This window comes from Mesorhizobium sp. WSM4983 (assembly GCF_029625765.1).
Taxonomy (GTDB): domain Bacteria; phylum Pseudomonadota; class Alphaproteobacteria; order Rhizobiales; family Rhizobiaceae; genus Mesorhizobium.
In genome coordinates this window covers 989,540-1,015,139 of record NZ_JARTVM010000001.1, presented here as the reverse complement: position 1 = coordinate 1,015,139, position 25,600 = coordinate 989,540, and the positions used below count along the sequence as shown (strand labels likewise).

Sequence of the window (25,600 nt, the reverse complement as noted above, 5' to 3'; positions counted from 1 at the left end):
GGGGCACGGCGGATGCAGATCGAATATATCGGTGCCTTCGATGTCGTGCTCGGCGTGCTTTGGCGCTTCTGGCCGGTATGGGTCGCGCTTGTCCTGGTGATGGGCGTTAGCTTTACCTACAAGAAGAAGCTCGGGCTCTACGGCCAGCTCTTTGACAGCGGCGTCGGCATTGCCGGCGTCGGCATCTGCCTGTTCTGGCTGTTCACGGCGATCTTCGCCTCGACCATCTCGCCTTTCGATCCGCTGGCGCAGGTGTCGATCATGAAGGATACGCTGCCCGGCGCGATCGAGCCGACATCGAAGCTCGTCTACTATTTCGGCGGCGACAAGCTCGCCCGTGACGTGTTCTCGCGCATGGTCTATGGCAGCCAGATCGTGCTGATCATCGCGCCGGCGGCGACCGGTTTTGCGCTGATGGTCGGCATCACGCTCGGCCTGCCGGCCGGTTACTACGGCGGCAAGATCGACACGGTGCTGTCCTTCCTCGCCAATCTGGTGCTGGCCTTCCCGGTGATCCTTTTGTTCTACCTGCTGGTGACGCCAGGCATCATGGATACGCCTATCCCGTACGCCCTGGCGGGGCTGTTCTTCCTGTTCCCGATCATCTTCTTCTGCGTGCTGTTCTGGACCCGCTACAAGAACCGGCCGGACCGGCTCTATCTCCTGCTCGGCCTGACGCTCGTCATCGGGGGCTGGATCTATACGGGCCTCGTCTTCGACAAGGATCCGCTGAGGATCGTCCACATCGATCCCAACCAGCTCAACATCTTCGTGGCGGTGGTGTTCGCCTCCAGCCCCGGCGTGTTCCGCATCGTGCGCGGGCTGACCATGGATATCAAGACGCGCGACTACGTGGCGGCGGCGCAGACGCGCGGTGAATCGCCCTGGTACATCATGCTGTGGGAAATCCTGCCCAATGCACGCGGACCGCTGATCGTCGATGCCTGCCTGCGCATCGGCTATACGACGATCCTGCTCGGCACGCTCGGTTATTTCGGCCTGGGGCTGGCGCCCGAGAGTCCCGACTGGGGCACGGCGATCAAGGATGCCAGTCGGCTCTTGCGCTCCTTCATCCACCCGGCGCTGCCGCCGACGATCGCGCTGATGTCGTTCGTGCTGGGCCTGAACCTTTTGGCGGATTCGCTGCGCGAACAGTCGATGAAGGATTGATGGCGGGGCTTCGGGCCCCATCTTCCAGGAAGCAAGGATTGGAGCGACCCATGAACGAGGCAGTTCGAGATCCAGCCAAGACGACCAATGGGCCGATCATCGAGATCGAGAACCTCTCGATCTCCTTCTTCACCCGCAAGGGCGAGATCCCGGCGGTGATGGACTTTTCCTGCACGGTCATGCCCGGCGAGGCGATGGGCATCGTCGGCGAATCCGGCTGCGGCAAGTCGACCGTGTCGCTCGGCATCATGCGCGACCTCTCAAACATCGGAAAGATCGTCGGCGGCCGCATCAAGTTCCAGGGCAGGGACATGGGCGAGATGTCCGACGAGGAGCTTCGGGCCATCCGTGGCAACAAGATCGCCATGATCTACCAGGAGCCGATGGCGAGCCTCAATCCGGCGATGAAGGTCGGCCAGCAATTGATGGAAGTGCCGCTGATCCACGACAAGGTCTCGAAGGAAGAGGCCCATAACCGTGCACTGGAGATGGTGCGCGCGGTCAAGCTGCCCGATCCGGAGCGCATGATGCGCTCCTATCCCCACCAGCTTTCGGGCGGCCAGCAGCAGCGCATCGTCATCGCCATGGCGCTGCTGTCGAAACCGGCGCTGCTGCTCCTCGACGAGCCGACGACGGCGCTCGACGTCACCGTCGAGGCCGGCATCGTCGAACTGGTCAAGGGACTGGGCCAGAAGTTCGGCACCTCGATGATCTTCGTGTCGCACAATCTCGGCCTCATTCTCGAGACCTGCGACAAGATCACGGTGATGTATTCCGGCGAGGCCGTCGAGACCGGCAAGATCGAGGACGTGTTCGACCGGATGCGCCACCCCTATACGCAAGGGCTGTTCCGCTCGATTCCGCTGCCCGGCGCCGACAAGAATTCGCGGCCGCTGATCTCCATTCCCGGCCAATTGCCGCTGCCGCATGAGCGGCCGAAGGGATGCAATTTCGGACCCCGCTGTCACCATTTCGTCGAGGGCGTCTGCAACGCCGCCGAAATTCCGATGGTTGCCGTCGAGGGGCATGAGGGCCATTTCTCGCGCTGCGTGCGTTTCAACGAGATCGACTGGGAAGCGCTGCCGCCCGGCGCCAAGAAGGTCAACGAAAAGGTCGAGCCCGGCGCGCCGGTGCTCAAGATCGACAATCTCAAGAAGTACTACAAGGTCGGCGGCAGCGAGGTGTTCGGCTCGAGCGAAGGCCGCGTCGTCAAGGCCAACGAGACGATTTCGTTCACCGCGCGCGAGTCCGAAACGGTCGCGATCGTCGGCGAGTCCGGCTGCGGGAAATCGACGCTCGCCAAGGTGCTTTTGGGGCTTGAGACCGCAAGCTCGGGCACCGTGACGCTGGGCAACAAGGAGATCCAGTCGACCGGCATCGAGAGCCGCAATGTCGAGACGGTGTCGTCGATCCAGATGGTGTTCCAGAACCCGTTCGATACGCTGAACCCGAGCCACACGGTCGGCTCGCAGATCATCCGCACGCTGGAGAAGTTCAATGTCGGCAAGACGGTCGCCGAGCGGCGCAAGCGCATGCTGGAGCTGCTCGACCTGGTGAAGCTGCCGCGGGCCTTCGAGACTCGCAAGCCGCGCCAGCTCTCAGGCGGCCAGAAGCAGCGCATCGGCGTAGCCCGCGCCTTCGCTGGCGACGCCAAGGTGGTGGTGGCCGACGAGCCGGTCTCGGCGCTCGACGTCTCGGTGCAGGCGGCGGTGACCGAGCTCTTGATGGACATCCAGCGCAAGAACAAGACGACGATGCTGTTCATCAGCCACGACCTGTCCGTGGTGCGCTACATCGCCGACCGTGTCGTCGTCATGTATCTCGGCTATATCGTCGAGCAGGGGACGACGGACCAGATATTCTCGCCGCCCTACCATCCCTACACCGAGGCGCTGCTCTCGGCGATCCCGATCGCCGACACCAGCGTTGTCAAGAAGCACATCGTGCTCGAAGGCGATATCCCATCGGCGATGAACCCGCCGACCGGCTGCCCCTTCCAGACGCGCTGCGGCTACAAGAAGCTGGTGCCGGACAATCTGTGCGAGACGACGGTGCCGCCGGTGAAGAATCTCGGCAACGGCCATATGAGCCTGTGCTGGCTGTCGGACGATGTCTTGGCGAAGATGGAGCCGGTCATCAAGTTCGACAAGGAGCATGCGGCACATGAAGGCGTGCCGGACGACGCGCCGCACGGCACGGGGCCGGGCTTTGCCGGCACCCCGCCCAAGCGCCCGAGGGGCAAGAGGCCGAAGCCGAACTAAGACTTCGCCCGGTCCCGGGGTCAGCTCCCACATTGCCGCAACTGGGCGGCGTAGTCGCGGGCCATCTGATCGGTGGCGTGCGCGTAGTTCTGCACGCCGGCATCGCCGCGATTGCCGCGGCCGTAGGCCGACCAGCCGAGATAGTAGGCGAGATAGAGACTGTAGGTATCGTTGCGGGCGACGCCGAAAGTGTCGACGGTCTTGGAATGATACCAGCCGACGAAGTCGATGGCATCGGCGAAACGGCTGCGGCGCGCTGCCCAGTTGCCGGTCTCCATCTGATATTGCGACCAGGTGCCGTCCAGCGCCTGCGAATAGCCCGCGGCGGTGGAGACATGTTTCCAGGGAATGAAGCCGAGCAGCTTGGTGCGCGGTGGCCGGGCGTTGCTCTTGAAGCCGGATTCCTTGCGCACCGTCGCCATCAGCACCGGAACGGGAATGCCGTATTTTTGTTCGGTGCGCTCGGCGGCGGACTGCCAGTTGTCGAACCAACCGTCATTCTGGTCGAAGACGGCGCAGACATTGTTGATGTGGCTGGGCGCCGTCGCGCAGGCTGAAAGCGCCAGCAGCACAGAGACAACGACAATTTTACTAAAACTCGAGCTAGGCATCGGAAGACGAATAGGGCGAAATCATAAAAGGAATCTTTCGAGCTTCCTTAACGCCGACCGAGGCTCCTCGATCTGGGCCTATCGATATTTCGACTTCACTCGTCGTATTTGTCTTCATCAGAATGAAGAAAATGCCGCCTTGGCTAAAATCACGCCGGCAAATGGCGAATTCCTGACAGCTCGCGCCTGACGTCGGCGCTCTGATAGACGCCATGACCGAACCAAGACGAAAACGCGGCGCCGAACGGACCAGCAACCGCGGGCCCGCCCCCATTCCGCAGCTGCCGCCACGGCGTGTGGTCAACCCTTACCCGCCCATGGCGGTGCTTTCGGCCGACCAGATCGAGTCCATTCACCAGGCCTCGATGCATATTCTCGAAAATTTCGGCATCGAGGTGATGAGCCCGCGAGCGCTCGCGCTGTTTAAACGCGCCGGCGCCAAGGTCGATCACAGCTCGATGAATGTGCGCCTCGATCGGGGCATGGTCGACGAAGCGCTAAAGACGACACAGGCCAGCTACACACTTACGCCACGCAACCCGGCTCACGCCGTTTATCTCGGCGGCAACACGATCAACTTCACGCTGGTGGCCGGGCCGCCCAATGTGCACGACATGGAGCGCGGCCGCCGCGCCGGCAATCTCGCCGACTATTGCGATCTCGTCCGGCTGGCGCAGCATTTCAACTGCATCCACATGCTGGGGAACCAGGTCTGCGCGCCGATCGAGCTGCCGGCGAATTCGCGGCACCTCGACACCTACTTCGCCAATCTGACGCTGACCGACAAATGCTTCCATGTCTCGGCGATCGGCCGGGGCAGGGCCCTGGACGGCATCGAGATGATGGCGATCGCGCGTGGCTTGACTCTCGACCAGGTCGGCCAGGACCCCGGCGTCACCACCATCATTTCCGTCAACTCGCCGCGCCGCTTCGACGAGATGATGGCCGAAGGGCTGATGACCATGGCCGAGTTCGGCCAGTCGGTGGCGGTGACGCCGTTCACGCTGATGGGCGCGATGAGCCCGGTGACGCTTGCCGGCGCGCTGGCGCAGCAAAATGCCGAGGCACTGTTCGGCATCGTGCTGACCCAGTTGGTGCGGCCTGGCGCGCCGGTGATGTATGGCGCCTTCACTTCCAATGTCGACATGAAGTCCGGCGCGCCGGCCTTCGGCACGCCGGAGAACACCAAGGCCAACATCGCCTCCGGGCAATTGGCGCGGCGCTACAATCTGCCGTACCGCACGACGCCGGGCTCGGCGTCCAATGCCGCCGATGCGCAAGGCGCCTACGAGACGCTGATGGCGCTGTGGGGCGCCGTGCTTGGCCACGGCAACCTCGTCTATCATGCCGCCGGCTGGCAGGAGGGCGGACTGACGGCCTCATTCGAAAAACTCATCATCGATGTCGAGATGATGCAGCACATGATGGAATTCCTGCGGCCGATCGTGGTCGACGAAGGCGAATTGGCGGTCGACGCATTGGGCGCCGTGCCGACCGGCGGCCACTTCTTCGGCGAGCAGCATACGCTTGAACGCTATGCCACCGCCTTCTATCAGCCGATGCTCTCCAACTGGCAGAACTACGAGGCCTGGCAGGAGGCCGGCGCGCTCGATGCCACGGCGCGCGCGACCCGGCTCTGGAAGAAGGCGCTGGGAGAGTACGTTCAGCCGACAATGGACCCAGCCGTGCGCGAGGCACTTGAAGCCTATATGGCGCGCCGCAAGGAAGCGATCGGGCAGGGCGAGCCGTGACGGTTTTGGAACGCTGGCGCCGCCCCTCATCCGCCTTCCGGCACCTTCTTCCCGTGAAGGACGGGGAGAAGGGAAGCGCTACAGCGCTGGCGACCCCTCTCCCCGTTTTTCACGGGGAGAGGGCAAGGGTGAGGGGCAGCGCCGACGTTTGAGGAGAGACATGCCACTCATCCTGAATCCACTCAGTCATCCAACTCACTGAGATAACGAGAAGAACCCATGAAGTCGCATGCAAAGGTCGCGGTCATCGGCGGCGGTGTTGTCGGATGTTCCGTGCTGTTCCATCTTGCCCGCCACGGCTGGACGGACGTGGTGCTTCTGGAGCGCGATGAGCTGACCTCGGGCTCGACCTGGCACGCGGCCGGCGGCATGCACACCATCAACGGCGATCCCAACGTCGCCAAGCTGCAGAAATACACGATCTCGCTCTACAAGGAGATCGAGGAGCTTTCCGACCAGGCGACGGGGGTGCATCTGACCGGCGGCGTGCTCTTGGCAGCAACCGAGGCGCGGCTCGACTGGCTGCGCGGCGTCGTCTCCAAGGGCCGCTATCTCGGCATCGACCTCGAGGTGATCTCGGCGAAGGAAGCGGCCGAGTTGATGCCGCTCATCGATCCGAAGCAATTCGTCGGCGCGGTGCGCAACAAGGAGGACGGCCATCTCGATCCCTCCGGCGTCACCCACGCTTACGCCAAGGCGGCGCGGAAGCTGGGCGCGGAAGTGGAGCGCTTCACCAAGGTCGAGGACATCGTGCGCCGGCCCGACGGGCTGTGGCGCGTCATCACCAACAGGGGCGATGTGATCACCGAGCAGGTCGTCAACGCCGGCGGGCTTTGGGCGCGCGAGGTCGGCCGCATGGTCGGGCTCGAACTGCCGGTGCTCGCCATGGAGCACATGTACCTGATCACCGAGGACATGCCGGAGGTCGCCGACTGGAACAAGAAGACCGGCACGGAAATCATCCATGCGGTCGACTTCGACGGCGAGCTCTATCTGCGCCAGGAGCGCGGCGGCATGCTGATGGGCACCTACGAGAAAGCCAACAAGGTCTGGTCCGAATTCTCCACACCCTGGAATTTCGGCCATGAGCTCTTGGAGCCGGATATCGACCGTATCGCGCCTTCGCTCGAAGTCGGCTTCCGTCACTTCCCGGCCTTCCAGAAAACCGGCATCAAGCAGATCATCAATGGACCTTTCACCTTTGCGCCGGATGGCAATCCGCTGGTCGGTCCGGTGCGCGGCCTGCCGGGCTTCTGGGTCGCCTGCGGCGTCATGGCGGGTTTTTCCCAAGGCGGCGGTGTTGGCCTGGCGCTCGCAAACTGGATGATCGAGGGTGATCCCGGCGCCGATATCTGGGCGATGGACGTGGCGCGCTACGGCGACTGGGCGACGATGGCCTATACCAATGCCAAGGTGCGCGAGAATTACTCGCGCCGCTTCTCGATCCGCTTCCCGAACGAGGAACTGCCGGCCGGGCGTCCGCTGAAGACAACGCCCCTTTACGACACATTGTCGGCCAAGGGCGCGCAATGGGGCGTCGCCTTTGGGCTGGAAGTGCCGCTCTGGTATGCGCCCGAAGGGGTCAAGGACGAGTTCTCCTGGCGGCGGTCGACCGATTTCGACCATGTCGGCAGCGAAGTGGCCGCCGTTCGCAACGGCGTCGGCCTCTCGGAGATCTCGAGCTTCGCCAAGTACAAGGTGACGGGCGAGGGGGCGGCAGCCTGGCTCGACCGTCTGCTTGCCTGCAGGTTGCCGAAACCCGGCCGCATGACGCTGGCGCCGATGCTGAAGGAAGACGGCAAGCTGATCGGCGATTTCACGCTCGCCAACATCGACGACAGCGACTGGTTCATCGCCGGCTCCGGCGTCGCCGAGCAGTACCATATGCGCTGGTTCGAAGCGCATCTTCCGAAGGACGGCTCGGTGGAGATAGAATTGCTGGGGCAGAAGCTCACCGGCCTAGCCATCGCCGGGCCGAAGGCGAGGGCGGTGCTGGCCAAAGTCACCCGCGCCGACGTCTCCAGCGCGGCGTTCCCATTCATGGCCGTCGCCAGGATGGATATCGGCATGGCGCCCTGTCTTGTCGGCCGCGTCAGCTACACCGGCGATCTCGGCTATGAGATCTGGGTGGCGCCGGAATATCAGCGCGCCGCCTACCAGGCGCTGGTCAAAGCGGGCGAGGAATTCGGCATCGGCCTGTTCGGCTCACGCGCGCTCAATGCGCTCAGGCTCGAAAAGAATTACGGCTCATGGGCGCGCGAATACCGGCCGATCTACGGACCGGTCGAGGCCGGGCTCAACCGTTTCGTCGCCTATGGCAAGGAGGCTGACTTCATCGGCAAGGAAGCAGCACTTGCCGAGCGCAAGCAGGGCGGCAAGCTCCGGCTGCGCGCCTTCATCGTCGAGACCACTGATGCCGATGTCATCGGTGACGAGGCGATCTGGCATGACGGCGTCGTGCGCGGCTGGGTCACGTCCGGCGGCTATGCGCACAATTCGAAGACGTCGGTCGCCATGGGCTATGTGCCTAAGGAGATCGCCGACAGGCCGGACGGCTTCGAGATCGAGATCCTCGGCAAGCGGCATGCGGCACGCATTCAGTCCGCGCCGCTGTTCGATGCCAATTTCGAGCGGATGCGCGCCTGAAAAACAGGCGCGCGTCCGCACAGGGCATCAGGCACCGCGGCGGTTGTCGAGCGCGAAAGCGCCGGGACCGGCAAAGACCAGATAGAGGAAAATGAAACAGAACGAGATCGCCGCGTCGCCGCCATTGTTAACGGGGAAGAAGTCGCGCGGGAAATGCGCCATGAAATAGGCGATGGCCATCTCGCCGCAGAGCAGAAAGGCCACGGGGCGGGTCAACAGCCCCAGCGCCAGCAGGATGCCGCCGGCGAATTCGAGGATTGCCGAGGTCAGCGCGAGCCCCGTCAGCGCCCCGGCATGGGCGCCGGCGGGGAAATTGAACAGCTTCTGGGTGCCGTGCTCGGTGAACTGCAGCGCCGTCATGATGCGAAGCACGCCCAGCGCCTGCGGCTGATAGCGGGAGAGACCTTCAAAAAGCTTCATCTAAACTCCATCTTGCCCTTCCGGACCCGCCATAAATTATCGCCCGGAAGCGGACCATTCACTTCCCATGCCCTGCCATCAACAATCGGTGAGTGGGCATGAGTTCACCTCTTCCGGCTTATTCTCGCCGTGGTTGCAATTGTCTCTCATAAGTTGTATTGATGCGCGGATACACCAAATCATCCGGGAATCCATCGCCATGAAAAAATTCGCCATCAGCCTCTTCGCATTCCTTGCAGGCACGAGCTTCGCCATAGCTGCCGATGCTGGTTGTGATGCCTTCAAATGGCCGGTGACACGCGAGCAGGCCCTGTTTCCGTCAGCGTCCGCCGCCCAGTCCGGCGCGGCCCTGACAGTCGGGCAAGCGGCGGATTTCTCACTTGCAGCGGTCGACACGATCGGGTTTGAAGTTCCGCCTGGACGTGCACCGGCAGCCGGCACGTTCGGCGCGATGGCAAGCGTGACCGTACCGGCTGAAGGTGAGCTCCAGTTCAGCCTGTCCGATGAGGTCTGGATCGATGTCGTCCAAGACGGCCGCGCCGTGAAGTCGGCGGGCTTCAGCCGCGCGAAGACCTGCCCAGGCATTCGCAAGAGCGTGCGCTTCAAGCTGTCGGCCGGTCCGGCCACCGTGCAGCTCAGCGGCGCCAAGAAGGCCGATCTCAAAGTGGCGGTGCTGACGCCGGAGTGACGCCCAAGAGGGCGACGCCGGCGCCGGGCCAGCGCTCCCCTCTGCCCGGCCCGACCTCCGCAGCAGCTGCGCCGCGGCTGCGGAGGATGGACCGGATATCTGCCCCACAAGGGGGCGGCAGTTTCTACCGCCCAGGCGCCAGCAGCGCGAAATGCGCGCCCTGCGGGTCCTGGCATTGGATGATCCACTGCGCGCTCGGCACCTCCATCGGCCCCATCAATACCTTGCCGCCATTGTCGGTGACACGCTTGGCGGCGGCGTCGATCGCGTCGACGTTGAAATAGAACTGCCAGACCGGGACCGGGATCTGCGGCGGCTTGTTCATCATGCCGCCGCCGGATTCGGGGCCGGCGCCGAAGGTCTGGTAGATGCCCATCTCGCCCATGTCGAACTGACCGGCGCTCTCCCAGCCGAACTGGCTGGAATAGAAGTCGAAAGCGGCTTTCCAGTCCGAGGTGTAGAGCTCGTGCCAGCCGACATGACCGGGCGTGGTAGCGGGTACCGGCGGCTGCTCTGGCTGGTTGGGCTGCAGGAACATGAAGGTCGCGCCCTGCGGGTCGGCGACGACGGCGAAGCGACCGACGCCGGGAATATCATCCGGCGCGCGGTGAACGGCACCGCCGGCCTCCTTGAGCGCCTTCGTCGAGGCATCGACGTCCTTGGTGTAGATGTAGCCGAGCCAGGCCGGCGGCATGCCCATCTTGGCGGCATCATCTGGCAACGTCATCAAACCGCCGACGCCGCGCAGGCTGGAATTCATCACGATATAGCGCGGCATGCCCGGCGCCTTGTCGAAGGGCTCGGCCCGCCAGCCGACGACGGCAGTATAAAAAGCCTCGGCGGCGTCGAGGTCGGTGGTCATCAGTTCGTACCAGAAGAAGGGTTTTGCGGCATTCGGCATGGTCGGTCTCCTCACCGGTTCAGGCAGCGATCGCGGTTCCGATCCATCCTAGGACGATCTCGGCGACAGAAATCCGACATCTGGACCAGAAATCGAGAATGGCAAGGCGCTCATGCATGTCGCTCAAAAATGCGCAGCGGTTTTGGGCGACCGACACGTATCAAAAACGGAGCTTGAAGCGCGTCTCTATCCGTTTCTGCGCGAAGCGCTTCAGGAACCGTGATCTTGCATGGCCCGGGGTTTTAGCCTTTGCTGCGGGCAACGAGGGGCTGTCTTCCCTGCGTCGAATGTCGCTTGCGCCCAAGAGCGGCTTTGTGCCATCGCGAGGAGCTCGACCCTGGTCCGAGCGGGGACTGGACCCAGCTTAACGACGACGATTTCCGCGCGCTCGCCTCGCGCCTGTCAGACGAGGCCGACGAGGGGCCGCTCTGGGTGTTCGCTTATGGCTCGCTGATCTGGAAGCCGGCGTTGGAATCCATCGAGCAACGCCGCGCCTCCGCCTATGGCTGGCATCGCTCCTTCTGCCTCGACATGGTGCGCTGGCGAGGCAGCGCCGCGCAGCCGGGGTTGATGATGCTCGAGCGCGGCGGCCGTTGTGACGGCGTCATCTATCGTCTGCCGGACGGCGAGAAGCCCGCCCAGATCGAGAGATTGCTGCGGCGAGAAATCGACGATCATGAAAGCGTCAGCTCGGTCCGGTGGGTTCCGGTACGCACGGCGCAAGGATCGCTGCGAGCGCTGGGCTTCTGGATCGGGGTGACGGGTAGGGCACGTCGCTCAGGCAGCCGCTCGAAAGGGTGGCAAAGACACTGGCACGCGCGTGCGGCCATGTAGGTTCCGGCGCGGAATATCTTTACTACACCGTCAGCCACCTCGAAACATTCGGCATCCATGACCGCAATCTGTGGCGCCTGCAGGAGCTCGTGGCCGACGAGATCAGGTCGATCCATCCCTCCAGGATTGAATGCGCTGAACAGACAGACATCGGCGTGGCGATAATATGAGTACGACTATCATGTTTTGTCCAAGCAATACAGCAGCTTGGCCGAAAATTGACCAATTGATAAAAAAATAAAACGTGCTAGCCTTCCTCAAAACAAACAAGGGGAACTGGAATGGCGACTGGTCATTTCATCGAAGGCATAGCCGGCGGCCGGCTGTCTGCGGAGCAATACGCCGATAATTTTTCCGACCTGCACCCGCCGCTCGATCACCACGAGGCGCTGGTTGAGGCCGATCGCTGCTATTTCTGCTACGATGCGCCGTGCATGAATGCATGCCCGACCTCGATCGATATCCCGTTGTTCATCCGGCAGATCGCGACCGGCAATCCGCTGGGCTCGGCCAAGACCATTTTCGACCAGAACATTCTTGGCGGCATGTGCGCCCGAGTCTGCCCGACGGAGACGCTGTGCGAAGAGGTCTGCGTGCGCGAGGTCGCGGAGGGCAAGCCGGTGCAGATCGGCCGGCTGCAGCGCTATGCGACCGATGTCGCGATGGATGAGGGCAAGCAGTTCTACAAGCGCGCCGAACCGACCGGAAAAACGGTCGCCGTGGTCGGCGCCGGGCCAGCGGGCCTGGCGGCGGCGCATCGCTTGGCCCGCCACGGCCACGATGTGACGATCCTCGAAGCGCGGCCGAAGGCTGGCGGCCTCAATGAATACGGCATCGCGGCTTACAAGAGCGTCGACGATTTCGCTCAGGCCGAGGTCGACTACGTCACCGCGATCGGCGGCATCGACATCCAGAACGGCAAAGCGCTCGGACGGGACTTCCAGCTTTCCGACCTGATCCGCAACTACGATGCGGTGTTCCTTGGCCTCGGGCTCGGCGGCGTCAATGCGCTGCGCGCCGAAGGCGAGGATACGGATGGCGTCGGCAACGCAGTCGAGTTCATCGCCGAACTCAGGCAGGCAAGCGACCTTTCCAGCCTGCCGGTCGGCCGCCGCGTCGTCGTCATCGGCGGCGGCATGACGGCGATCGACGCCGCGGTGCAGTCGAAGCTGCTCGGCGCCGAGGAGGTGACGATCTGCTACCGGCGCGGCCAGGAGCATATGAATGCCTCCGGCTTCGAGCAGGATCTGGCCGCCGCGAACGGCGTCACGATCCGCCACTGGCTGCAGCCGAAGCGCGTCATCGCCGAGAACGGCAAAGTGTCGGCGATCGAGCTCGAATACACAGCCATGAATGGCGACAAGCTCGCCGGTACCGGCGAAATGCTGAGGCTCGACGCCGACCAGGTGTTCAAGGCGATTGGCCAGAGCTTTGTGCCGGCTCATCTCAACGGCAGCGTTGCCTCCATCGAGCTCGATGGCGGCCGCATCAGGGTCGATGCCGAGGGCCGCACCTCGCTGGCGAAAGTCTGGGCGGGCGGCGACTGCATCTTCGGCGGCGACGACCTGACGGTCTCGGCCGTGGCGCAAGGCCGCGACGCCGCCGAATCCATCCACCGGGCACTGACCTCTAACGGGAGGGCATGAGCATGGCAGACATCCGCAACACCTTCGTCGGCATCAAGTCGCCAAATCCGTTCTGGCTGGCTTCGGCGCCGCCGACCGACAAGGCCTATAATGTCGAACGCGCCTTCAAAGCAGGCTGGGGCGGCGTGGTCTGGAAGACGCTTGGCGAAGAGGGCCCGCCGGTCGTCAACGTCAACGGCCCGCGCTACGGCGCGATCTGGGGCGCCGACCGCCGGCTGCTCGGCCTGAACAATATCGAGCTGATCACCGACCGCGACCTGCAGACCAATCTGCGCGAGATGAAGCAGGTGAAGATGAACTGGCCGGATCGGGCGCTGGTCGCCTCGATCATGGTGCCTTGCGAGGAGGAAAGCTGGAAGGCGATCCTGCCGCTGGTCGAGGAGACCGGCGCCGACGGCATCGAGCTCAATTTCGGCTGCCCGCACGGCATGAGCGAACGCGGCATGGGCTCGGCGGTGGGCCAGGTGCCGGAATATATCGAGATGGTGGTGCGCTGGTGCAAGCAGTATACGCGCATGCCGGTCATCACCAAGCTGACGCCGAACATCACCGACATCCGCAAGCCGGCGCGCGCCGCCAAAGCCGGCGGCACCGACGCGGTGTCGCTGATCAACACCATCAACTCGATCACCGGGGTTGACCTCGACAGTTTCGCGCCGCAGCCGACCATCGACGGCAAGGGCTCGCATGGCGGCTATTGCGGCCCGGCGGTGAAGCCGATCGCGATGAACATGGTGGCCGAGATCGCGCGCGATCCGGAAACGCACGGCCTGCCAATCTCGGGCATCGGCGGCATCACAACCTGGCGGGATGCTGCCGAATTCATGGCACTCGGCGCCGGCAACGTGCAGGTCTGCACCGCGGCAATGACATACGGCTTCAAAATCGTGCAGGAGATGATCGCGGGGCTGGAGAACTGGATGGACGAGAAGGGCCACGCCTCGCTGTCCGACATCATCGGCCGCGCCACACCCAATGTCACGGACTGGCAGTATCTCAACCTCAACTATGTCGCTAAGGCGCATATCGACCAGGACGCGTGCATCAAATGCGGGCGCTGCCACATCGCCTGCGAGGACACCTCGCATCAGGCGATCACCAGCATGGTCGACGGCGTCAGGCATTTCGAGGTGATCGAGGCCGAATGCGTCGGGTGCAATCTTTGCGTCAATGTCTGCCCGGTCGAGGGCTGCATCACCATGGAACCGCTGACCGCCGGCGTGCTGGATCAGCGCACGGGCATGCCGGTGTCGCCGGTCTACGCGAACTGGACGACGCATCCGAACAATCCGATGGCTAAGGTTGCCGCGGAGTAGGGAACACTTTTGAACGAATGCGGCGCCTTCGGGTGCCGTTTTTCGTTCCCGCTATTGCAGATAAAAATTATCCATGATATAAACTATCCATGAATCGGAGTCAAAGATCGTGAAGCTGGGTGAGGGCGTCGAAGCGGCGATCCACTGCGCCGCCATGCTTGCCGGCGTCGACGGCAACAGCACCATGTCGGGCGCGGCCATGGCCGAGGCGTTCGGGCTGTCGCCGAGCTATCTCTTGAAGCATCTCAATCAGCTGACAACGGCGCGCATCCTGGAATCGGTGCCGGGCCCGGCCGGCGGCTACAGGCTGGCGCGGCTGGCCGAGCGGATCACGCTGCTCGACATCGTGCTTGCGGTCGAGGGCAGGGAGCCTGCCTTCCGCTGCGGCGAGATCCGCCAGCGCGGCCCGGTCAAGCTCGACGCCTCGGCCTATGTAAAACCGTGCGGCATCAATGCCGCGATGCTGAAGGCCGAGCGCGCCTATCGTGCCACCCTTGCCGAGGCAAAGCTCTCCGACATCGTCGCCGATTTCATGAACGACGCCGATCCCCGCACGGTCGCCGCAAGCTGCGCGTTCGTCGAGCGCCATCAGCGGGCGCAGAAAGTTCAACAACCGAGCAAAGCGTGAAAGGTAACAGAATGAAACAGAGGCTGCAGTTCTTCGCCAAGGCGCCTGAAATCATGAAGGCGGTGATGGCGCTCAACAAGGCCGTCGAGGAGTGCGGGCTGGAAGAAAGCCTGATGCACCTGGTCAAGCTCAGGGCTTCGCAGATCAATGGCTGTTCCTATTGTGTCGAGATGCACAGCCGCGAGGCAAGGCGAGATGGCGAAACGGAGCAGCGGCTTTATTTGGTCGCCGCCTGGAAGGAGTCGCCGCTGTTTTCCGAGCGCGAGCGCGCCGCGCTCGCCTGGACCGAGAAGGTGACGAACATCTCCGACAACGGCGTTCCGGACGATCTCTACGCCAGGACGCTGGAGCAGTTCTCCGAGGAAGAGCTGGTCAAGCTGACAGTAGTGATCGGCATGATCAACACGTGGAACCGGCTCTGCGTTTCGTTCCAAGCCATCCATCCGATGCCAGCCGCCAAGGCTGCCTGACCATCCAAAGCCGCGCGGATCCGAAGACGGTGCCGCGCGGCTTTCATTTGTGAGATCAATGACATGTTTGAGAATTTTCAGAACGAGATTCTGTTTGCCGCACGCCTGCTGCTCGGCGACGCCTTCGTCATTGCCGGCCTGCGCAACGTCCAGCACAAGACCTATTCATCCCGATGATGGCGGCACGCGGCGTGCCAGGCAGGGCCGGCATTGTGGCTGGGCATGTCCTGCAGGTCGCGCCGGACGGCAGGTGATCGGCGTCTTGTTCACCGCGCTGGCGGCGGCAAGCCTGATCCTGTTCCTGATCGTCGCGACGGCCGATGTTTCACCATTTCTGGGATCATCAGGGTCCGGATCGCGCCTCACGCATCAACGGCTTCGTCGCCAATGTCGCCCTGGCTGCGGGTTCCTGGCGCGGGTCTATGCCTGACAACTGCACTCGGATTCCGCGCAGTCGATGGCGCCGCGTTAATCGGTTTGTCGCGATTGTCCTGTATTAGCAAAAAACAGGTTCGCCCGTCGGAGCGTTCATGGAGCAGAACTGGACTGCATTCTGGGCACGCGTTTCGGATGCCTTCCACCAGGCGCTGGTGATCGGCATCGACAAGTCGAGCGACGGGCCGGACACGCCGATCATCGAATTCGCCGACCGACTGGGCAAGACCTGGCGTTTCTACTCGCACCTGCCGGTCAACAGAACGACCGGGAACGTCGGCGCAGCGGTCGAAGTGATTTATGACCCTCTCCACCCGAAGCGGGCGCGGGAAGTGGGCCGCCCGCTGATGAAGGCAGTCCACCTGGTTGTCTGGTATGCGGTCGTCGCCGGGCTGATGGTGCTGGCCTTCCTGCCCGGCCTCATTTCCAATTGATCCATTCAGGCGGCGAAGCGCAGGCCGCCGTCGCAGGTCAGCACCTGGCCGGTCATGAAACCGTTGGACACCAGGAAGGCGATCGCGTCGGCGACGTCCTCGGCGCGGCCGATACGGCCGACCGGCGTCTTTCCGGCGTACTCGGCAAAGACCGCCTGCCGCTCTTCGCCCGATAGAAAATCCCACCAGGGCGTATCGATGACGCCGGGGGCCACGACGTTGACGCGCAGCGGCTTCAGTTCAACGGCCAGGATCGGGACTACGGTCAAAAGCATGCCGTTGATGGCGCCGATGCCGGCAATGCCGGGTGCTGCGATCTGCGCCGAGACGGCCGAAATGAAAGTGACCGATCCGGCTTTGTTCAAGGTCGGCAGGGCCGCTTGCAAGCAGCCTAGCTGCGGCTTGATCTTCTCGTCGACGCCGCCGCCGATGTCGGCAAGGTCGAGGGTCGCGAACGGCCCAAGGCCCTTGCCGCCGCTTGCGGCGAGAACGAGATGATCGAATGGGCCGAGACCATCGAAGAAGTGCCGGACCGCGTCCGGCTTGGTCGCGTCGAAAGCGGCCTTGCCGACGGTGCCGCCGAGGCTCTTCCAGGCGTTGTTCAGCTTGTCCTCGCTGCGGCCGGTGATCGTCACCTTCATCGTGGGGCTGAGCAGCCGTTTGGCTGTGGCAAGGCCAATGCCAGACGAGCCGCCGATGATGACGCAATGTTCGATTCTCATGAATGCTGTTCCTTGGATGTCGCGGAAGATTGTCCGGTCAGTTCGAGGCTGAGCGCCCGCAACCGGCTGCGGGCTTTTTCGTCATAGGCCTGGGCATCGGCGCGCGCTTCCCGCTGGCCATCGAAATAGAGGCCGCTGCGCCCTTCGAGCGCCGGAGATATTGCCAAGTTGAGGATCGCGTCGGCGCCGGTCTCGACCGAGCTCCACGGTGTGATGCCGGCCTGCCGGACCATGGTGGTATCCATGTAGCTTGCCGGATGGAGTGCATTGACGGTGACGCCGCTGCCTTCGAGCTGCTCGGCCAGATCGATGGTGAACAAGATCTGCGCCAGCTTGCTCTGGCAATAGGCGCGCACGCCGCTATAGCCGCGGGCCAGATTGATATCGTCGAAATCGATCGCCTGCTGGCCGGCGGAGGCGACATTGACGATGCGCGCCGGCGCGCTTGCCTTCAGCAAGGGCAAAAGCTCCGACGACAGCAGGAAGCCTGCGAGATAGTTTACGGCGAAGCGCATTTCGTAGCCGTCGGCGCTCACTTGCCTTTTTGCGCCTTCGCCGCCCGTGCCGACGCCGGCATTGCTGATCAATATGTCGAGCCGGTCGGTTCCTGCCCGCACGGCGCCGGCAAGGCGGCGCACTTCGGCGAGCGACGAAAGATCCGCAAGCAGAAATTCGGCGTTGCCGCCCTCGGCTTCGATGGCAGCGACTGTCGCCTTGGCGCGAGTTTGGTCGCGGCCATGTACCAGCACGCGGGCGCCGGCAGCGCCGAGCCTTTCAGCGACCACGCGGCCAACCCCGTCGGTCGAGCCGGTGACGAGAACGGTCTTATTCTTAAGTTCCATGTTCAGAGCCTCCTTATGCTGCTCTGAACGCAAGATGGGGCGCGGCGCGCAGGCCAAACAGTTCAATTTTTATCCTGGTATCGATACTGCTATAATAGCTGCATGGATGCCGTGCCCCATTCCCCTGACGACAGCCGCCGCCGCGAGCTCGGCGCTTTCCTGCGCTCGCGCCGGGAGCGGCTCTCGCCTGCCGACATTGGGATTGCGAGCGGCGCCAGGCGGCGTACGCCCGGGCTGAGGCGCGAGGAAGTGGCGATGATCGCCGGCGTCGGCACCACCTGGTACACCTGGCTGGAGCAGGGGCGGGACGTGCGGCCCTCGGTCGAGGTGCTGACCGCGCTCTGCGAGGCGCTGCGCCTGGACGCCGTCGAGAAGCGGCATCTGTTCATCCTTGCCGGCCGCCAGCAGCCGGAGCAGCGCACGGCGACGTCTGAAAAGGTCGACGCCACACTGCTGCACATGCTGGGGAGCCTCGTCCTACAGCCGGCTTATGTGGTTGGCCGGCGTTGGGATGTGCTCGCCTGGAATCCGGCGGCGGTCGCCTTGTTCGGCGACTATGGCCTGCTGGAGGGCGATGCCCGCAACATCGTCCATCTGGTGTTCACAAGCCCGCATCACCGCCGGCTGCTGGTCGACTGGGAAGCGCTTGCCCGCGTGGTGCTCGCTTCGTTTCGCGCGGAGAGCGCCAAATATGTCGGCGATCCGGATTTCGAGCGGCTGATCGCGCTGATGATGCGCTCAAGCCCGGAGTTCCGTGATTGGTGGCCGCGGCGGGACGTGGCGAGAAGGCTGACGGGCGTGAAACATGTCCGCCATCCCACAGCCGGCCCGATGGCTTTCGAGCATATGAGCCTGTCGATCGACGACGGCTCAGACATGCGGCTGATCGTCTACACGCCGTTGCCCGAGCAGAATACGATCGCCAAGCTCAAGAAGCTGCTGGAAGAGAAGCCCCCCGAGCGGCGCAGCGCCTGATCTTCGCCCGACCTAAGCTTTCGGCTTCAGCCCATCGAGGAACAGTTGCTCCAGGAACCGGGCAGCATCCTCGAAGCGACCGTCGCCGCCGCGGTCGGGGCCGAGCACGGCGCGCACCTGGACGTCGAAATCGGCGTAATGCTGCGTCGTCGCCCAGATCGAGAAGATCAGATGCCAGGGGTCGGTGCGGGCGATCTTGCCGGCGCGCATCCAGCCCTTGATGACGGCGGCCTTCTCCTCGACCAGCGTTTTCAGCTCGCCCTCCAGCATCGGCATGATGCGCGGCGCGCCCTGCAGGATCTCGTTGGCGAAGAGCCGGCTTTCGCGTGGAAAATCGCGCGCCATTTCGAGCTTGCGGCGGATGTAGCTTCTGAGCTCGGTCATCGGATCGCCGATATCGTCAAGCTCGCGGAGCGGCGCCAGCCAGGTGTCCAGCAGCCGCTGCATCAATGTCTCGTGAATGTCCTCCTTGCGGCGGAAGTAATAGAGAAGGTTCGGCTTCGACATGCCGGCGGCTTCGGCAATCTGGTCGATGGTCGAACCGCGAAAACCGTTGGCGGAGAAGACTTCCAGCGCGGCTTCCAGGATGAGCTCGCGCTTTTCCTGCTGGATGCGGGTGCGGCGTGGAGCTGAGCCTTCCATCCTGTCCGTCATCCTTGCCGGCTGCTGCCGTGTGGGCACTCTGGACCAATTCTCTGGACCAGTTTTTCTCCGAGCCGTGGAGCGCGCTTTCGATGCCGCATTTCCGTTAGTAGTCCCTTGACCGCCGACAGGGCGGTGCTAACGTTTGTCCAACCGGTCAAAATTTTGCGTAGCACGAAAACGCAACGAAGACCAAGCCTTGGGAAGACCAAGCGTTAGCGCACAGAAACAGGTTACAAGGGGAAATCTTGGTCATGTCCAACCGGCTGAAAGTCACGCCGAACGATCTCAGCGCATTCTGGATGCCGTTCACGGCAAATCGGCAGTTCAAGCAGGCGCCGCGCATGTTCGTGTCCGCCAAGGACATGCACTACACGACGAGCGATGGCCGCAAGGTGCTCGACGGCACTGCAGGCCTCTGGTGCGTCAACGCCGGCCACTGCCGGCCGAAGATCACCGAGGCCATTCAGCAGCAGGCCGCCGAACTCGACTATGCGCCGGCCTTCCAGATGGGCCACCCGATCGTCTTCGAACTGGCGAACCGCCTGGTCGATATCGCGCCGAAGGGCATGCACCATGTGTTCTTCACCAATTCCGGTTCGGAATCGGTCGAGACCGCGTTGAAGATGGCGATCGCCTATCACCGTGTCCGAGGCGAGGGCTCGCGCACCCGGCTGATCGGCCGCGAGCGCGGCTATCACGGCGTCAATTTCGGCGGCATTTCGGTCGGCGGCATCGTCGCCAACCGCAAGATGTTCGGCACGCTGCTCGGCGGCGTCGACCATCTGCCGCACACCCATCTGCCGGAGAAGAATGCCTTCTCGAAGGGCGTGCCTGAGCACGGCGCCGAATTGGCGAACGAGCTGGAGCGTCTCGTCACCCTGCATGACGCCTCGACCATCGCGGCGGTCATCGTCGAGCCGGTCGCAGGCTCGACCGGCGTCATCCTGCCGCCGAAAGGCTACCTGCAGAAGCTTCGAGAAATCTGCACCAAGCACGGCATATTGTTGATCTTCGATGAAGTGATCACCGGCTTCGGCCGTCTTGGCGCGCCATTCGCCGCCGATTATTTCGGCGTCACGCCGGATATCATGACGACGGCCAAGGGCGTGTCCAACGGCGTCATCCCGATGGGCGCGGTTTTCGTGAAGAAGGAAATCCACGACGCCTTCATGAACGGCCCGGAGCACATGATCGAGTTCTTCCACGGCTACACCTATTCGGGCAATCCGATCGCCTGCGCCGCGGCTCTCGGCACTTTGGACACCTACAAGGAAGAAGGCCTGCTAACCCGCGGCGAGGAGCTGGCGCCTTACTGGGAAGACGCGCTGCATTCGTTGAAGGGCGAGCCGCATGTCATCGACATCCGCAATATCGGCCTGATCGGCGCGATCGAGCTTGCGCCGATCGCCGGTAGCCCGACCAAGCGGGCCTTCTCGGCCTTCGTCAAAGCGTTCGAACGCGGCGCGCTGATCCGCACAACCGGCGACATCATCGCGCTGTCGCCGCCGCTGATCATCACCAAGGGCCAGATCAACGAACTGATCGACCATGTTCGCGATGTTCTGCGCTCGATAGACTAACTGCTCAAACCGCTCGGGCGGCGACGGGAACCGCCGCCCGACCGGAGACCTGAAATGAGAGGACTTTGAATGGCCGCCCCCGGCGAGAATCTGCGAATCAATTCAGACCGTTTGTGGGATTCCATCATGGAGATGGCGAAGATCGGCCCCGGCATCGCCGGGGGCAACAATCGCCAGACGCTGACCGATTCCGACAAGCAAGGCCGCGAACTGTTCAGGTCCTGGTGCGACGAGGCCGGGCTCACGATGGGCGTGGACCAGATGGGCACCATGTTCATGACGCGGCCCGGCACCGATCCGGACGCGCTGCCGGTCTATGTCGGTTCCCATCTCGATACCCAGCCGACCGGCGGCAAATATGACGGCGTGCTCGGAGTGCTCTCTGGCCTCGAGGTCGTGCGCTCGCTCAACGATCTCGGCATCAAGACCAAACATCCGATCGTCGTCACCAACTGGACGAACGAGGAGGGAGCCCGTTTCGCGCCGGCCATGCTCGCCTCCGGCGTGTTCGCAGGCGTTCACACGCAGGATTATGCCTATGCCCGCAAGGATCTCGACGGCCTTAGCTTCGGCGACGAGCTGAAGCGGATCGGTTGGGTCGGCGACGAGACGGTCGGCGCGCGCAAGATGCACGCCTATTTCGAGTACCATATCGAGCAGGGGCCCATCCTCGAGGCCGAGAACAAGCAAATCGGCGTGGTGACCCACTGCCAGGGCCTGTGGTGGCTGGAATTCACGCTGACCGGCAGGGAGGCGCATACCGGCTCGACCCCGATGAACATGCGCGTCAATGCAGGGTTGGCGATGGCGCGCATACTGGAGATGGTGCAGACGGTCGCGATGGAGAACCGGCCTGGCGCCGTCGGCGGTGTAGGCCAGGTGAAGTTCTCGCCCAACTCCCGCAACGTTTTGCCGGGCACGGTGATCTTCACTGTCGATATCCGCTCGCCCGATAAGGCGAAGCTCGACGGCATGCGCGCGCGCATCGAGAAGGAGGCGCCGAAGATCTGCGAGCCGCTCGGCGTGAAATGCGCCGTCGAGGCGGTCGGCCATTTCGATCCGGTGACCTTCGATCCGACGCTGGTCGGCCGTGTCCGCACCGCCGCCGAGAAGCTGGGCTACAGCCATATGAACATCATCTCCGGCGCCGGCCACGACGCCTGCTGGGCGGCCAAGGTCGCGCCGGCGACCATGGTCATGTGTCCCTGTGTCGGCGGGCTCAGCCACAACGAGGCCGAGGACATCTCCAAGGAATGGGCGGCGGCAGGCGCCGATGTGCTGTTCCACGCGGTGGTCGAGACGGCAGGAATCGTCGAATGACCGAATAGAAATCACCTCGAAAAAGCCGCTCGCAAAGAAGCGTGAAAAGATCAGGGGAACGGATATGACCAAAGTCATCAAGAACGGCACCATCGTCACCGCCGACCGCACGTGGAAAGCCGACGTGCTGATGCAGCACGGCAAGATCATCGCCATCGGCTCGAACCTGCATGGCGATCACGAGTTCGACGCCACCGGCTGCTATGTCATGCCGGGCGGCATCGATCCGCACACCCATCTCGAAATGCCCTTCATGGGCACCTATTCGGCCGACGATTTCGAATCCGGCACGCGCGCGGCGCTTTCGGGCGGCACGACCATGGTCGTCGATTTCTGCCTGCCGGCGCCGCAGCAGTCGCTGCTGGAGGCGCTGCAGATGTGGGACAACAAGACCTCGAAAGCTGCCTGCGACTATTCCTTCCACATGGCGATCACCTGGTGGGGCAAGCAGGTCTTCGACGAGATGGCGACCGTCGTCGACAGGGGCATCACCTCGTTCAAGCACTTCATGGCCTACAAGGGCGCGCTGATGGTCGACGACGACGAGATGTATTCCTCGTTCCAGCGCTGCGCCGATCTCGGCGCGCTGCCGCTGGTCCATGCCGAAAATGGCGACGTGGTCGCGGCACTCTCGCAGAAGCTGCTTGCCGCCGGCAATAACGGCCCCGAGGGGCATGCCTATTCGCGTCCGCCCGAAGTGGAAGGCGAGGCGACAAACCGCGCCATCATGATCGCCGACATGGCGGGCGTGCCGCTCTATGTCGTGCACGTCTCCTGCGAGCAGAGCCATGAAGCCATCCGCCGGGCACGCCAGAAGGGCATGCGCGTCTATGGCGAGCCGCTGATCCAGCACCTGACGCTCGACGAGAGCGAATATTTCAACAAGGACTGGGACCATGCGGCGCGGCGCGTGATGAGCCCGCCTTTCCGCAGCAAGTGGCACCAGGATTCGCTATGGGCAGGCCTGCAGGCCGGATCGCTGCAGGTGGTGGCGACCGACCACTGCTCCTTCACCACCAAGCAGAAGCGCAACGGCGTCGGCGACTTCACCAAGATCCCGAACGGCACCGGCGGCCTCGAGGATCGTTTGCCCGTGCTTTGGACCAGCGGCGTCAACACCGGCCGGCTGACGATGAACGAGTTCGTCGCGGTGACCTCGACCAACATCGCCAAGATCCTCAACATGTATCCGAAGAAGGGCGCGATCGTCGAAGGCGCGGATGCCGACATCGTGGTCTGGGACCCGAAGCGCAAGAAGACGATCACGGCCAAGAACCAGCAGTCGGTGATCGACTACAACGTCTTTGAGGGTTTCGAGGTGACAGGGCTGCCGCGCTTCGTCTTTTCGCGCGGCGAACTGTCGATCGAAGAAGCGGACGTCAAGGCCAAGGTCGGGCACGGGGAGTTCGTGGCGCGCGAACCGAACGCCGCTGTCAACCGCGCGCTTTCGACCTGGAAGGAGATCAGCGCACCGCGCAAGGTGGAGCGCACGGGCATTCCGGCGACCGGAGTTTGAGCGTGCGCGCAACTCACCTTCTCGTCGTGGCAGCCGTGCTGCTGGCCGCCGGCCAAGCTTTCGCCGCCGGCATCGATCTCTCCAAGCCCTGGGGCAACAAATCCGGCTGCATCAACAAGAACGGCCAGGAGGTCTATGCCGAGGACATGCTGCTGTTGACCAGCGAGGCGTTCGTCACGGTCGCCAGCGCCTGCACCTTTACCGACAAGAGACCCCAGGCGAATGGCTCCCTTGTGGTGACGGCGCAGTGCGAGGCGGAAGGCGAGGAGGGGCAGACGCCGGCCCAGTTCATCATCAAGCGCAGCGCCAAGAACGCCAAGAGACTGGTGATCGCCGACAAGGACGGCAACGCGATGGGAGAAGTCTCCCGGTGCAAATGACGGCGGTCCCGTCGACCTCAGGCAACCAACGCATCCAGTTCCGGCATCAGGACCACGCTTTCCTGCTCGTTGGGATCGGTGCGGGCGATGACCGCCGAAGAGGGCGCTCCGCTCAGATTGGCGGGCAGATGCGGCACGCCCGCCGGAATGTAGAACAGGTCGCCGGCCTTGACGACTTCGTGATGCTCGAGCCGGTCGCCATACCAGGTGTGGACCTCGCCGGAGAGCACATAGATCGCGGTCTCGTGGTTCTCATGCATATGCGCCTTGGCGCGGGCGCCGGGCGGCATGGTGAGAAGATGCATACAAATGCCGGAGGAGCCGACGGTTTCGGCGGCTATACCGGCGAAATAGCTCAAGCCTTGCTTGCCTTCATAAGTGCTTTCAGGGCGAATAAGGTGGCATGTGGGTTTAGGCGACATCGGCAAGGCTCCGGGCGTCGATCAAGTGGGACTGGACGAGTGGAAAGCAAGGCAATCGTAAAATCAACCGGATTCCGGCCGGCGCGGCAGCGGCTGCGAAAGACAGGTTTCTGCCGATGAGCGGACAGTCGCCAGCCGTCGTTTCGGCAAGCAAGCTCGGCCTCACCTTCCAGACCAATGACGGTCCGGTGCAGGCGCTGTCCAATGTCGATCTCACCATCGGCAAGGGTGAGTTCGTCTCCTTCATCGGCCCCTCCGGCTGCGGCAAGACAACCTTGCTGCGCGTCATCGCCGATCTGGAGAAGCCGACCTCGGGAACGATCTCCGTCAATGGGATTTCGCCGGAGCAGGCGCGCGAGAAGCGGGCTTACGGCTATGTCTTCCAGGCGGCGGCGTTGTTTCCTTGGCGTACGATCGAGCGCAATGTGGCGCTGCCGCTGGAAATCATCGGCCTCAGTCAGGCCGAGCAGGCGGAACGCATCAAGCGCACCCTCGAACTCGTCAACCTCTCCGGCTTCGAGAAGAAGTATCCCTGGCAGCTGTCCGGCGGCATGCAGCAGCGCGCCTCGATCGCGCGCGCGCTCGCCTTCGACGCCGATTTGCTTTTGATGGACGAGCCGTTCGGCGCGCTCGACGAGATCGTGCGCGATCATCTGAACGAACAGCTTCTCGAACTCTGGGATTCGACCAACAAGACGATCTGCTTTGTCACTCACTCGATCCCCGAGGCGGTCTATCTGTCGACCCGCATCGTGGTGATGTCGCCGCGGCCGGGCCGCGTCACCGACGTGATCGAATCCACCTTGCCCAGGAAGCGGCCGCTCGACATCCGCGAGACGCCGGAATTCCTGGCGATCGCCGCGCGCGTGCGCGACGGGTTGAGGGCGGGGCACAGCTATGATGATTGAGGGTGCTTGCCAGCGGACGGACACCCGCTGCTTCGACATCCTGGGGCGGAGCAAGCGCGAAGCCGCGCGCGTGGCGGGA

24 protein-coding genes and 1 pseudogene are annotated in these 25,600 nt (G+C 63.4%); 18 read left to right on the top strand and 7 right to left on the bottom strand.

Annotation, left to right across the window (positions count from 1 at the left end):
• The first annotated feature begins 12 nt into the window (after window positions 1-12).
• Entirely contained in the window at window positions 13-1,170 is a 1,158-nt protein-coding gene (locus tag P9254_RS05055; RefSeq protein ID WP_278053224.1) for an ABC transporter permease, read from the top strand.
• A gap of 50 nt (window positions 1,171-1,220) precedes the next feature.
• Window positions 1,221-3,431 (top strand): dipeptide ABC transporter ATP-binding protein, encoded by a 2,211-nt coding sequence (locus tag P9254_RS05050; protein ID WP_066990565.1) that lies wholly within the window; start codon window positions 1,221-1,223, stop codon window positions 3,429-3,431.
• A gap of 20 nt (window positions 3,432-3,451) precedes the next feature.
• Here P9254_RS05050 and P9254_RS05045 read toward each other — a convergent pair whose 3' ends face one another.
• Window positions 3,452-4,042 (bottom strand): transglycosylase SLT domain-containing protein, encoded by a 591-nt coding sequence (locus P9254_RS05045; protein ID WP_127245822.1) that lies wholly within the window; start codon window positions 4,040-4,042, stop codon window positions 3,452-3,454.
• Between the two features lie 212 nt (window positions 4,043-4,254).
• On the opposite strand from P9254_RS05045, the gene P9254_RS05040 reads away from it, so the two are divergent.
• Window positions 4,255-5,793 carry a trimethylamine methyltransferase family protein gene (locus P9254_RS05040; protein ID WP_278057303.1) on the top strand — a complete coding sequence of 513 codons (1,539 nt, stop codon included), beginning with the start codon at window positions 4,255-4,257 and terminating at the stop codon, window positions 5,791-5,793.
• A gap of 219 nt (window positions 5,794-6,012) precedes the next feature.
• Window positions 6,013-8,439 carry a GcvT family protein gene (locus P9254_RS05035; RefSeq protein ID WP_278057304.1) on the top strand — a complete coding sequence of 809 codons (2,427 nt, stop codon included), beginning with the start codon at window positions 6,013-6,015 and terminating at the stop codon, window positions 8,437-8,439.
• A 27-nt stretch (window positions 8,440-8,466) separates the two neighbouring features.
• On the opposite strand, the gene P9254_RS05030 is transcribed toward P9254_RS05035, so the two are convergent.
• Window positions 8,467-8,859 carry a DoxX family protein gene (locus P9254_RS05030; RefSeq protein WP_127325143.1) on the bottom strand — a complete coding sequence of 131 codons (393 nt, stop codon included), beginning with the start codon at window positions 8,857-8,859 and terminating at the stop codon, window positions 8,467-8,469.
• A 199-nt stretch (window positions 8,860-9,058) separates the two neighbouring features.
• On the opposite strand from P9254_RS05030, the gene P9254_RS05025 reads away from it, so the two are divergent.
• Window positions 9,059-9,547, top strand: coding sequence for a hypothetical protein (locus P9254_RS05025; RefSeq protein ID WP_067328944.1), 489 nt, complete (start codon window positions 9,059-9,061; stop codon window positions 9,545-9,547).
• 124 nt (window positions 9,548-9,671) lie between these two features.
• On the opposite strand, the gene P9254_RS05020 is transcribed toward P9254_RS05025, so the two are convergent.
• Window positions 9,672-10,448 carry a VOC family protein gene (locus tag P9254_RS05020; protein ID WP_278057305.1) on the bottom strand — a complete coding sequence of 259 codons (777 nt, stop codon included), beginning with the start codon at window positions 10,446-10,448 and terminating at the stop codon, window positions 9,672-9,674.
• 278 nt (window positions 10,449-10,726) lie between these two features.
• On the opposite strand from P9254_RS05020, the pseudogene P9254_RS05015 reads away from it, so the two are divergent.
• The 7 genes and pseudogenes from P9254_RS05015 (at window position 10,727) to P9254_RS04985 (ending at window position 16,211) form a co-directional block, all read left to right on the top strand.
• Window positions 10,727-11,452 (top strand): annotated as a pseudogene (locus P9254_RS05015) (gamma-glutamylcyclotransferase).
• A gap of 111 nt (window positions 11,453-11,563) precedes the next feature.
• Window positions 11,564-12,928, top strand: coding sequence for an NAD(P)-dependent oxidoreductase (locus P9254_RS05010; RefSeq protein ID WP_278057306.1), 1,365 nt, complete (start codon window positions 11,564-11,566; stop codon window positions 12,926-12,928).
• A gap of 2 nt (window positions 12,929-12,930) precedes the next feature.
• Window positions 12,931-14,244 carry an NAD-dependent dihydropyrimidine dehydrogenase subunit PreA gene (gene preA, locus P9254_RS05005; RefSeq protein ID WP_278057307.1) on the top strand — a complete coding sequence of 438 codons (1,314 nt, stop codon included), beginning with the start codon at window positions 12,931-12,933 and terminating at the stop codon, window positions 14,242-14,244.
• A gap of 109 nt (window positions 14,245-14,353) precedes the next feature.
• Complete coding sequence (locus P9254_RS05000; protein WP_278057308.1) at window positions 14,354-14,872, top strand: RrF2 family transcriptional regulator; 519 nt, start codon at window positions 14,354-14,356, stop codon at window positions 14,870-14,872.
• Window positions 14,873-14,883: 11 nt separating this feature from the next.
• A complete protein-coding gene (locus tag P9254_RS04995; RefSeq protein WP_278057309.1) occupies window positions 14,884-15,342 on the top strand; it encodes a carboxymuconolactone decarboxylase family protein in 459 nt (152 codons plus the stop codon).
• A gap of 250 nt (window positions 15,343-15,592) precedes the next feature.
• The gene (locus P9254_RS04990) at window positions 15,593-15,772 is read left to right on the top strand and encodes a hypothetical protein (protein ID WP_278057310.1); all 180 of its coding nucleotides are present in this window, start codon (window positions 15,593-15,595) and stop codon (window positions 15,770-15,772) included.
• 100 nt (window positions 15,773-15,872) lie between these two features.
• Window positions 15,873-16,211 (top strand): hypothetical protein, encoded by a 339-nt coding sequence (locus P9254_RS04985; RefSeq protein ID WP_127241673.1) that lies wholly within the window; start codon window positions 15,873-15,875, stop codon window positions 16,209-16,211.
• Between the two features lie 5 nt (window positions 16,212-16,216).
• Here the strand turns inward: P9254_RS04985 and P9254_RS04980 are convergent, their stop codons facing one another.
• Window positions 16,217-16,933, bottom strand: coding sequence for an SDR family oxidoreductase (locus P9254_RS04980; RefSeq protein WP_127241672.1), 717 nt, complete (start codon window positions 16,931-16,933; stop codon window positions 16,217-16,219).
• Window positions 16,930-17,775, bottom strand: coding sequence for an SDR family NAD(P)-dependent oxidoreductase (locus P9254_RS04975; RefSeq protein WP_127324034.1), 846 nt, complete (start codon window positions 17,773-17,775; stop codon window positions 16,930-16,932). Before P9254_RS04975 ends, P9254_RS04980 begins: the two co-directional genes overlap by 4 nt.
• A 102-nt stretch (window positions 17,776-17,877) precedes the next feature.
• Between P9254_RS04975 and P9254_RS04970 the strand changes: the two genes are divergently transcribed.
• Window positions 17,878-18,750: a helix-turn-helix transcriptional regulator gene (locus P9254_RS04970; RefSeq protein WP_127215520.1), complete on the top strand. Its 873-nt coding sequence runs from the start codon at window positions 17,878-17,880 to the stop codon at window positions 18,748-18,750.
• Window positions 18,751-18,762: 12 nt separating this feature from the next.
• Here the strand turns inward: P9254_RS04970 and P9254_RS04965 are convergent, their stop codons facing one another.
• Window positions 18,763-19,392, bottom strand: a complete 630-nt coding sequence (locus P9254_RS04965) for a TetR family transcriptional regulator C-terminal domain-containing protein (RefSeq protein ID WP_095812645.1) — start codon at window positions 19,390-19,392, stop codon at window positions 18,763-18,765.
• A gap of 254 nt (window positions 19,393-19,646) precedes the next feature.
• On the opposite strand from P9254_RS04965, the gene P9254_RS04960 reads away from it, so the two are divergent.
• The 4 genes from P9254_RS04960 to P9254_RS04945 all read left to right on the top strand — a co-directional run bounded on the left by P9254_RS04960 (window position 19,647) and on the right by P9254_RS04945 (window position 24,191).
• On the top strand, window positions 19,647-20,975 hold the full coding sequence (locus P9254_RS04960) for an aspartate aminotransferase family protein (protein WP_127243162.1): 1,329 nt from the start codon (window positions 19,647-19,649) through the stop codon (window positions 20,973-20,975).
• 69 nt (window positions 20,976-21,044) lie between these two features.
• Window positions 21,045-22,295, top strand: a complete 1,251-nt coding sequence (locus P9254_RS04955; protein WP_278057311.1) for a Zn-dependent hydrolase — start codon at window positions 21,045-21,047, stop codon at window positions 22,293-22,295.
• Between the two features lie 64 nt (window positions 22,296-22,359).
• On the top strand, window positions 22,360-23,811 hold the full coding sequence (gene hydA / locus P9254_RS04950; protein WP_095824943.1) for a dihydropyrimidinase: 1,452 nt from the start codon (window positions 22,360-22,362) through the stop codon (window positions 23,809-23,811).
• A 2-nt stretch (window positions 23,812-23,813) separates the two neighbouring features.
• Window positions 23,814-24,191, top strand: a complete 378-nt coding sequence (locus tag P9254_RS04945; protein WP_176477743.1) for a hypothetical protein — start codon at window positions 23,814-23,816, stop codon at window positions 24,189-24,191.
• Window positions 24,192-24,208: 17 nt separating this feature from the next.
• Here P9254_RS04945 and P9254_RS04940 read toward each other — a convergent pair whose 3' ends face one another.
• Entirely contained in the window at window positions 24,209-24,613 is a 405-nt protein-coding gene (locus P9254_RS04940; protein WP_067328967.1) for a cupin domain-containing protein, read from the bottom strand.
• Window positions 24,614-24,729: 116 nt separating this feature from the next.
• Here P9254_RS04940 and P9254_RS04935 point away from each other — a divergent pair, with 116 nt between their 5' ends.
• Window positions 24,730-25,521 carry an ABC transporter ATP-binding protein gene (locus P9254_RS04935; protein ID WP_066990627.1) on the top strand — a complete coding sequence of 264 codons (792 nt, stop codon included), beginning with the start codon at window positions 24,730-24,732 and terminating at the stop codon, window positions 25,519-25,521.
• Window positions 25,522-25,600: the final 79 nt, after the last annotated feature.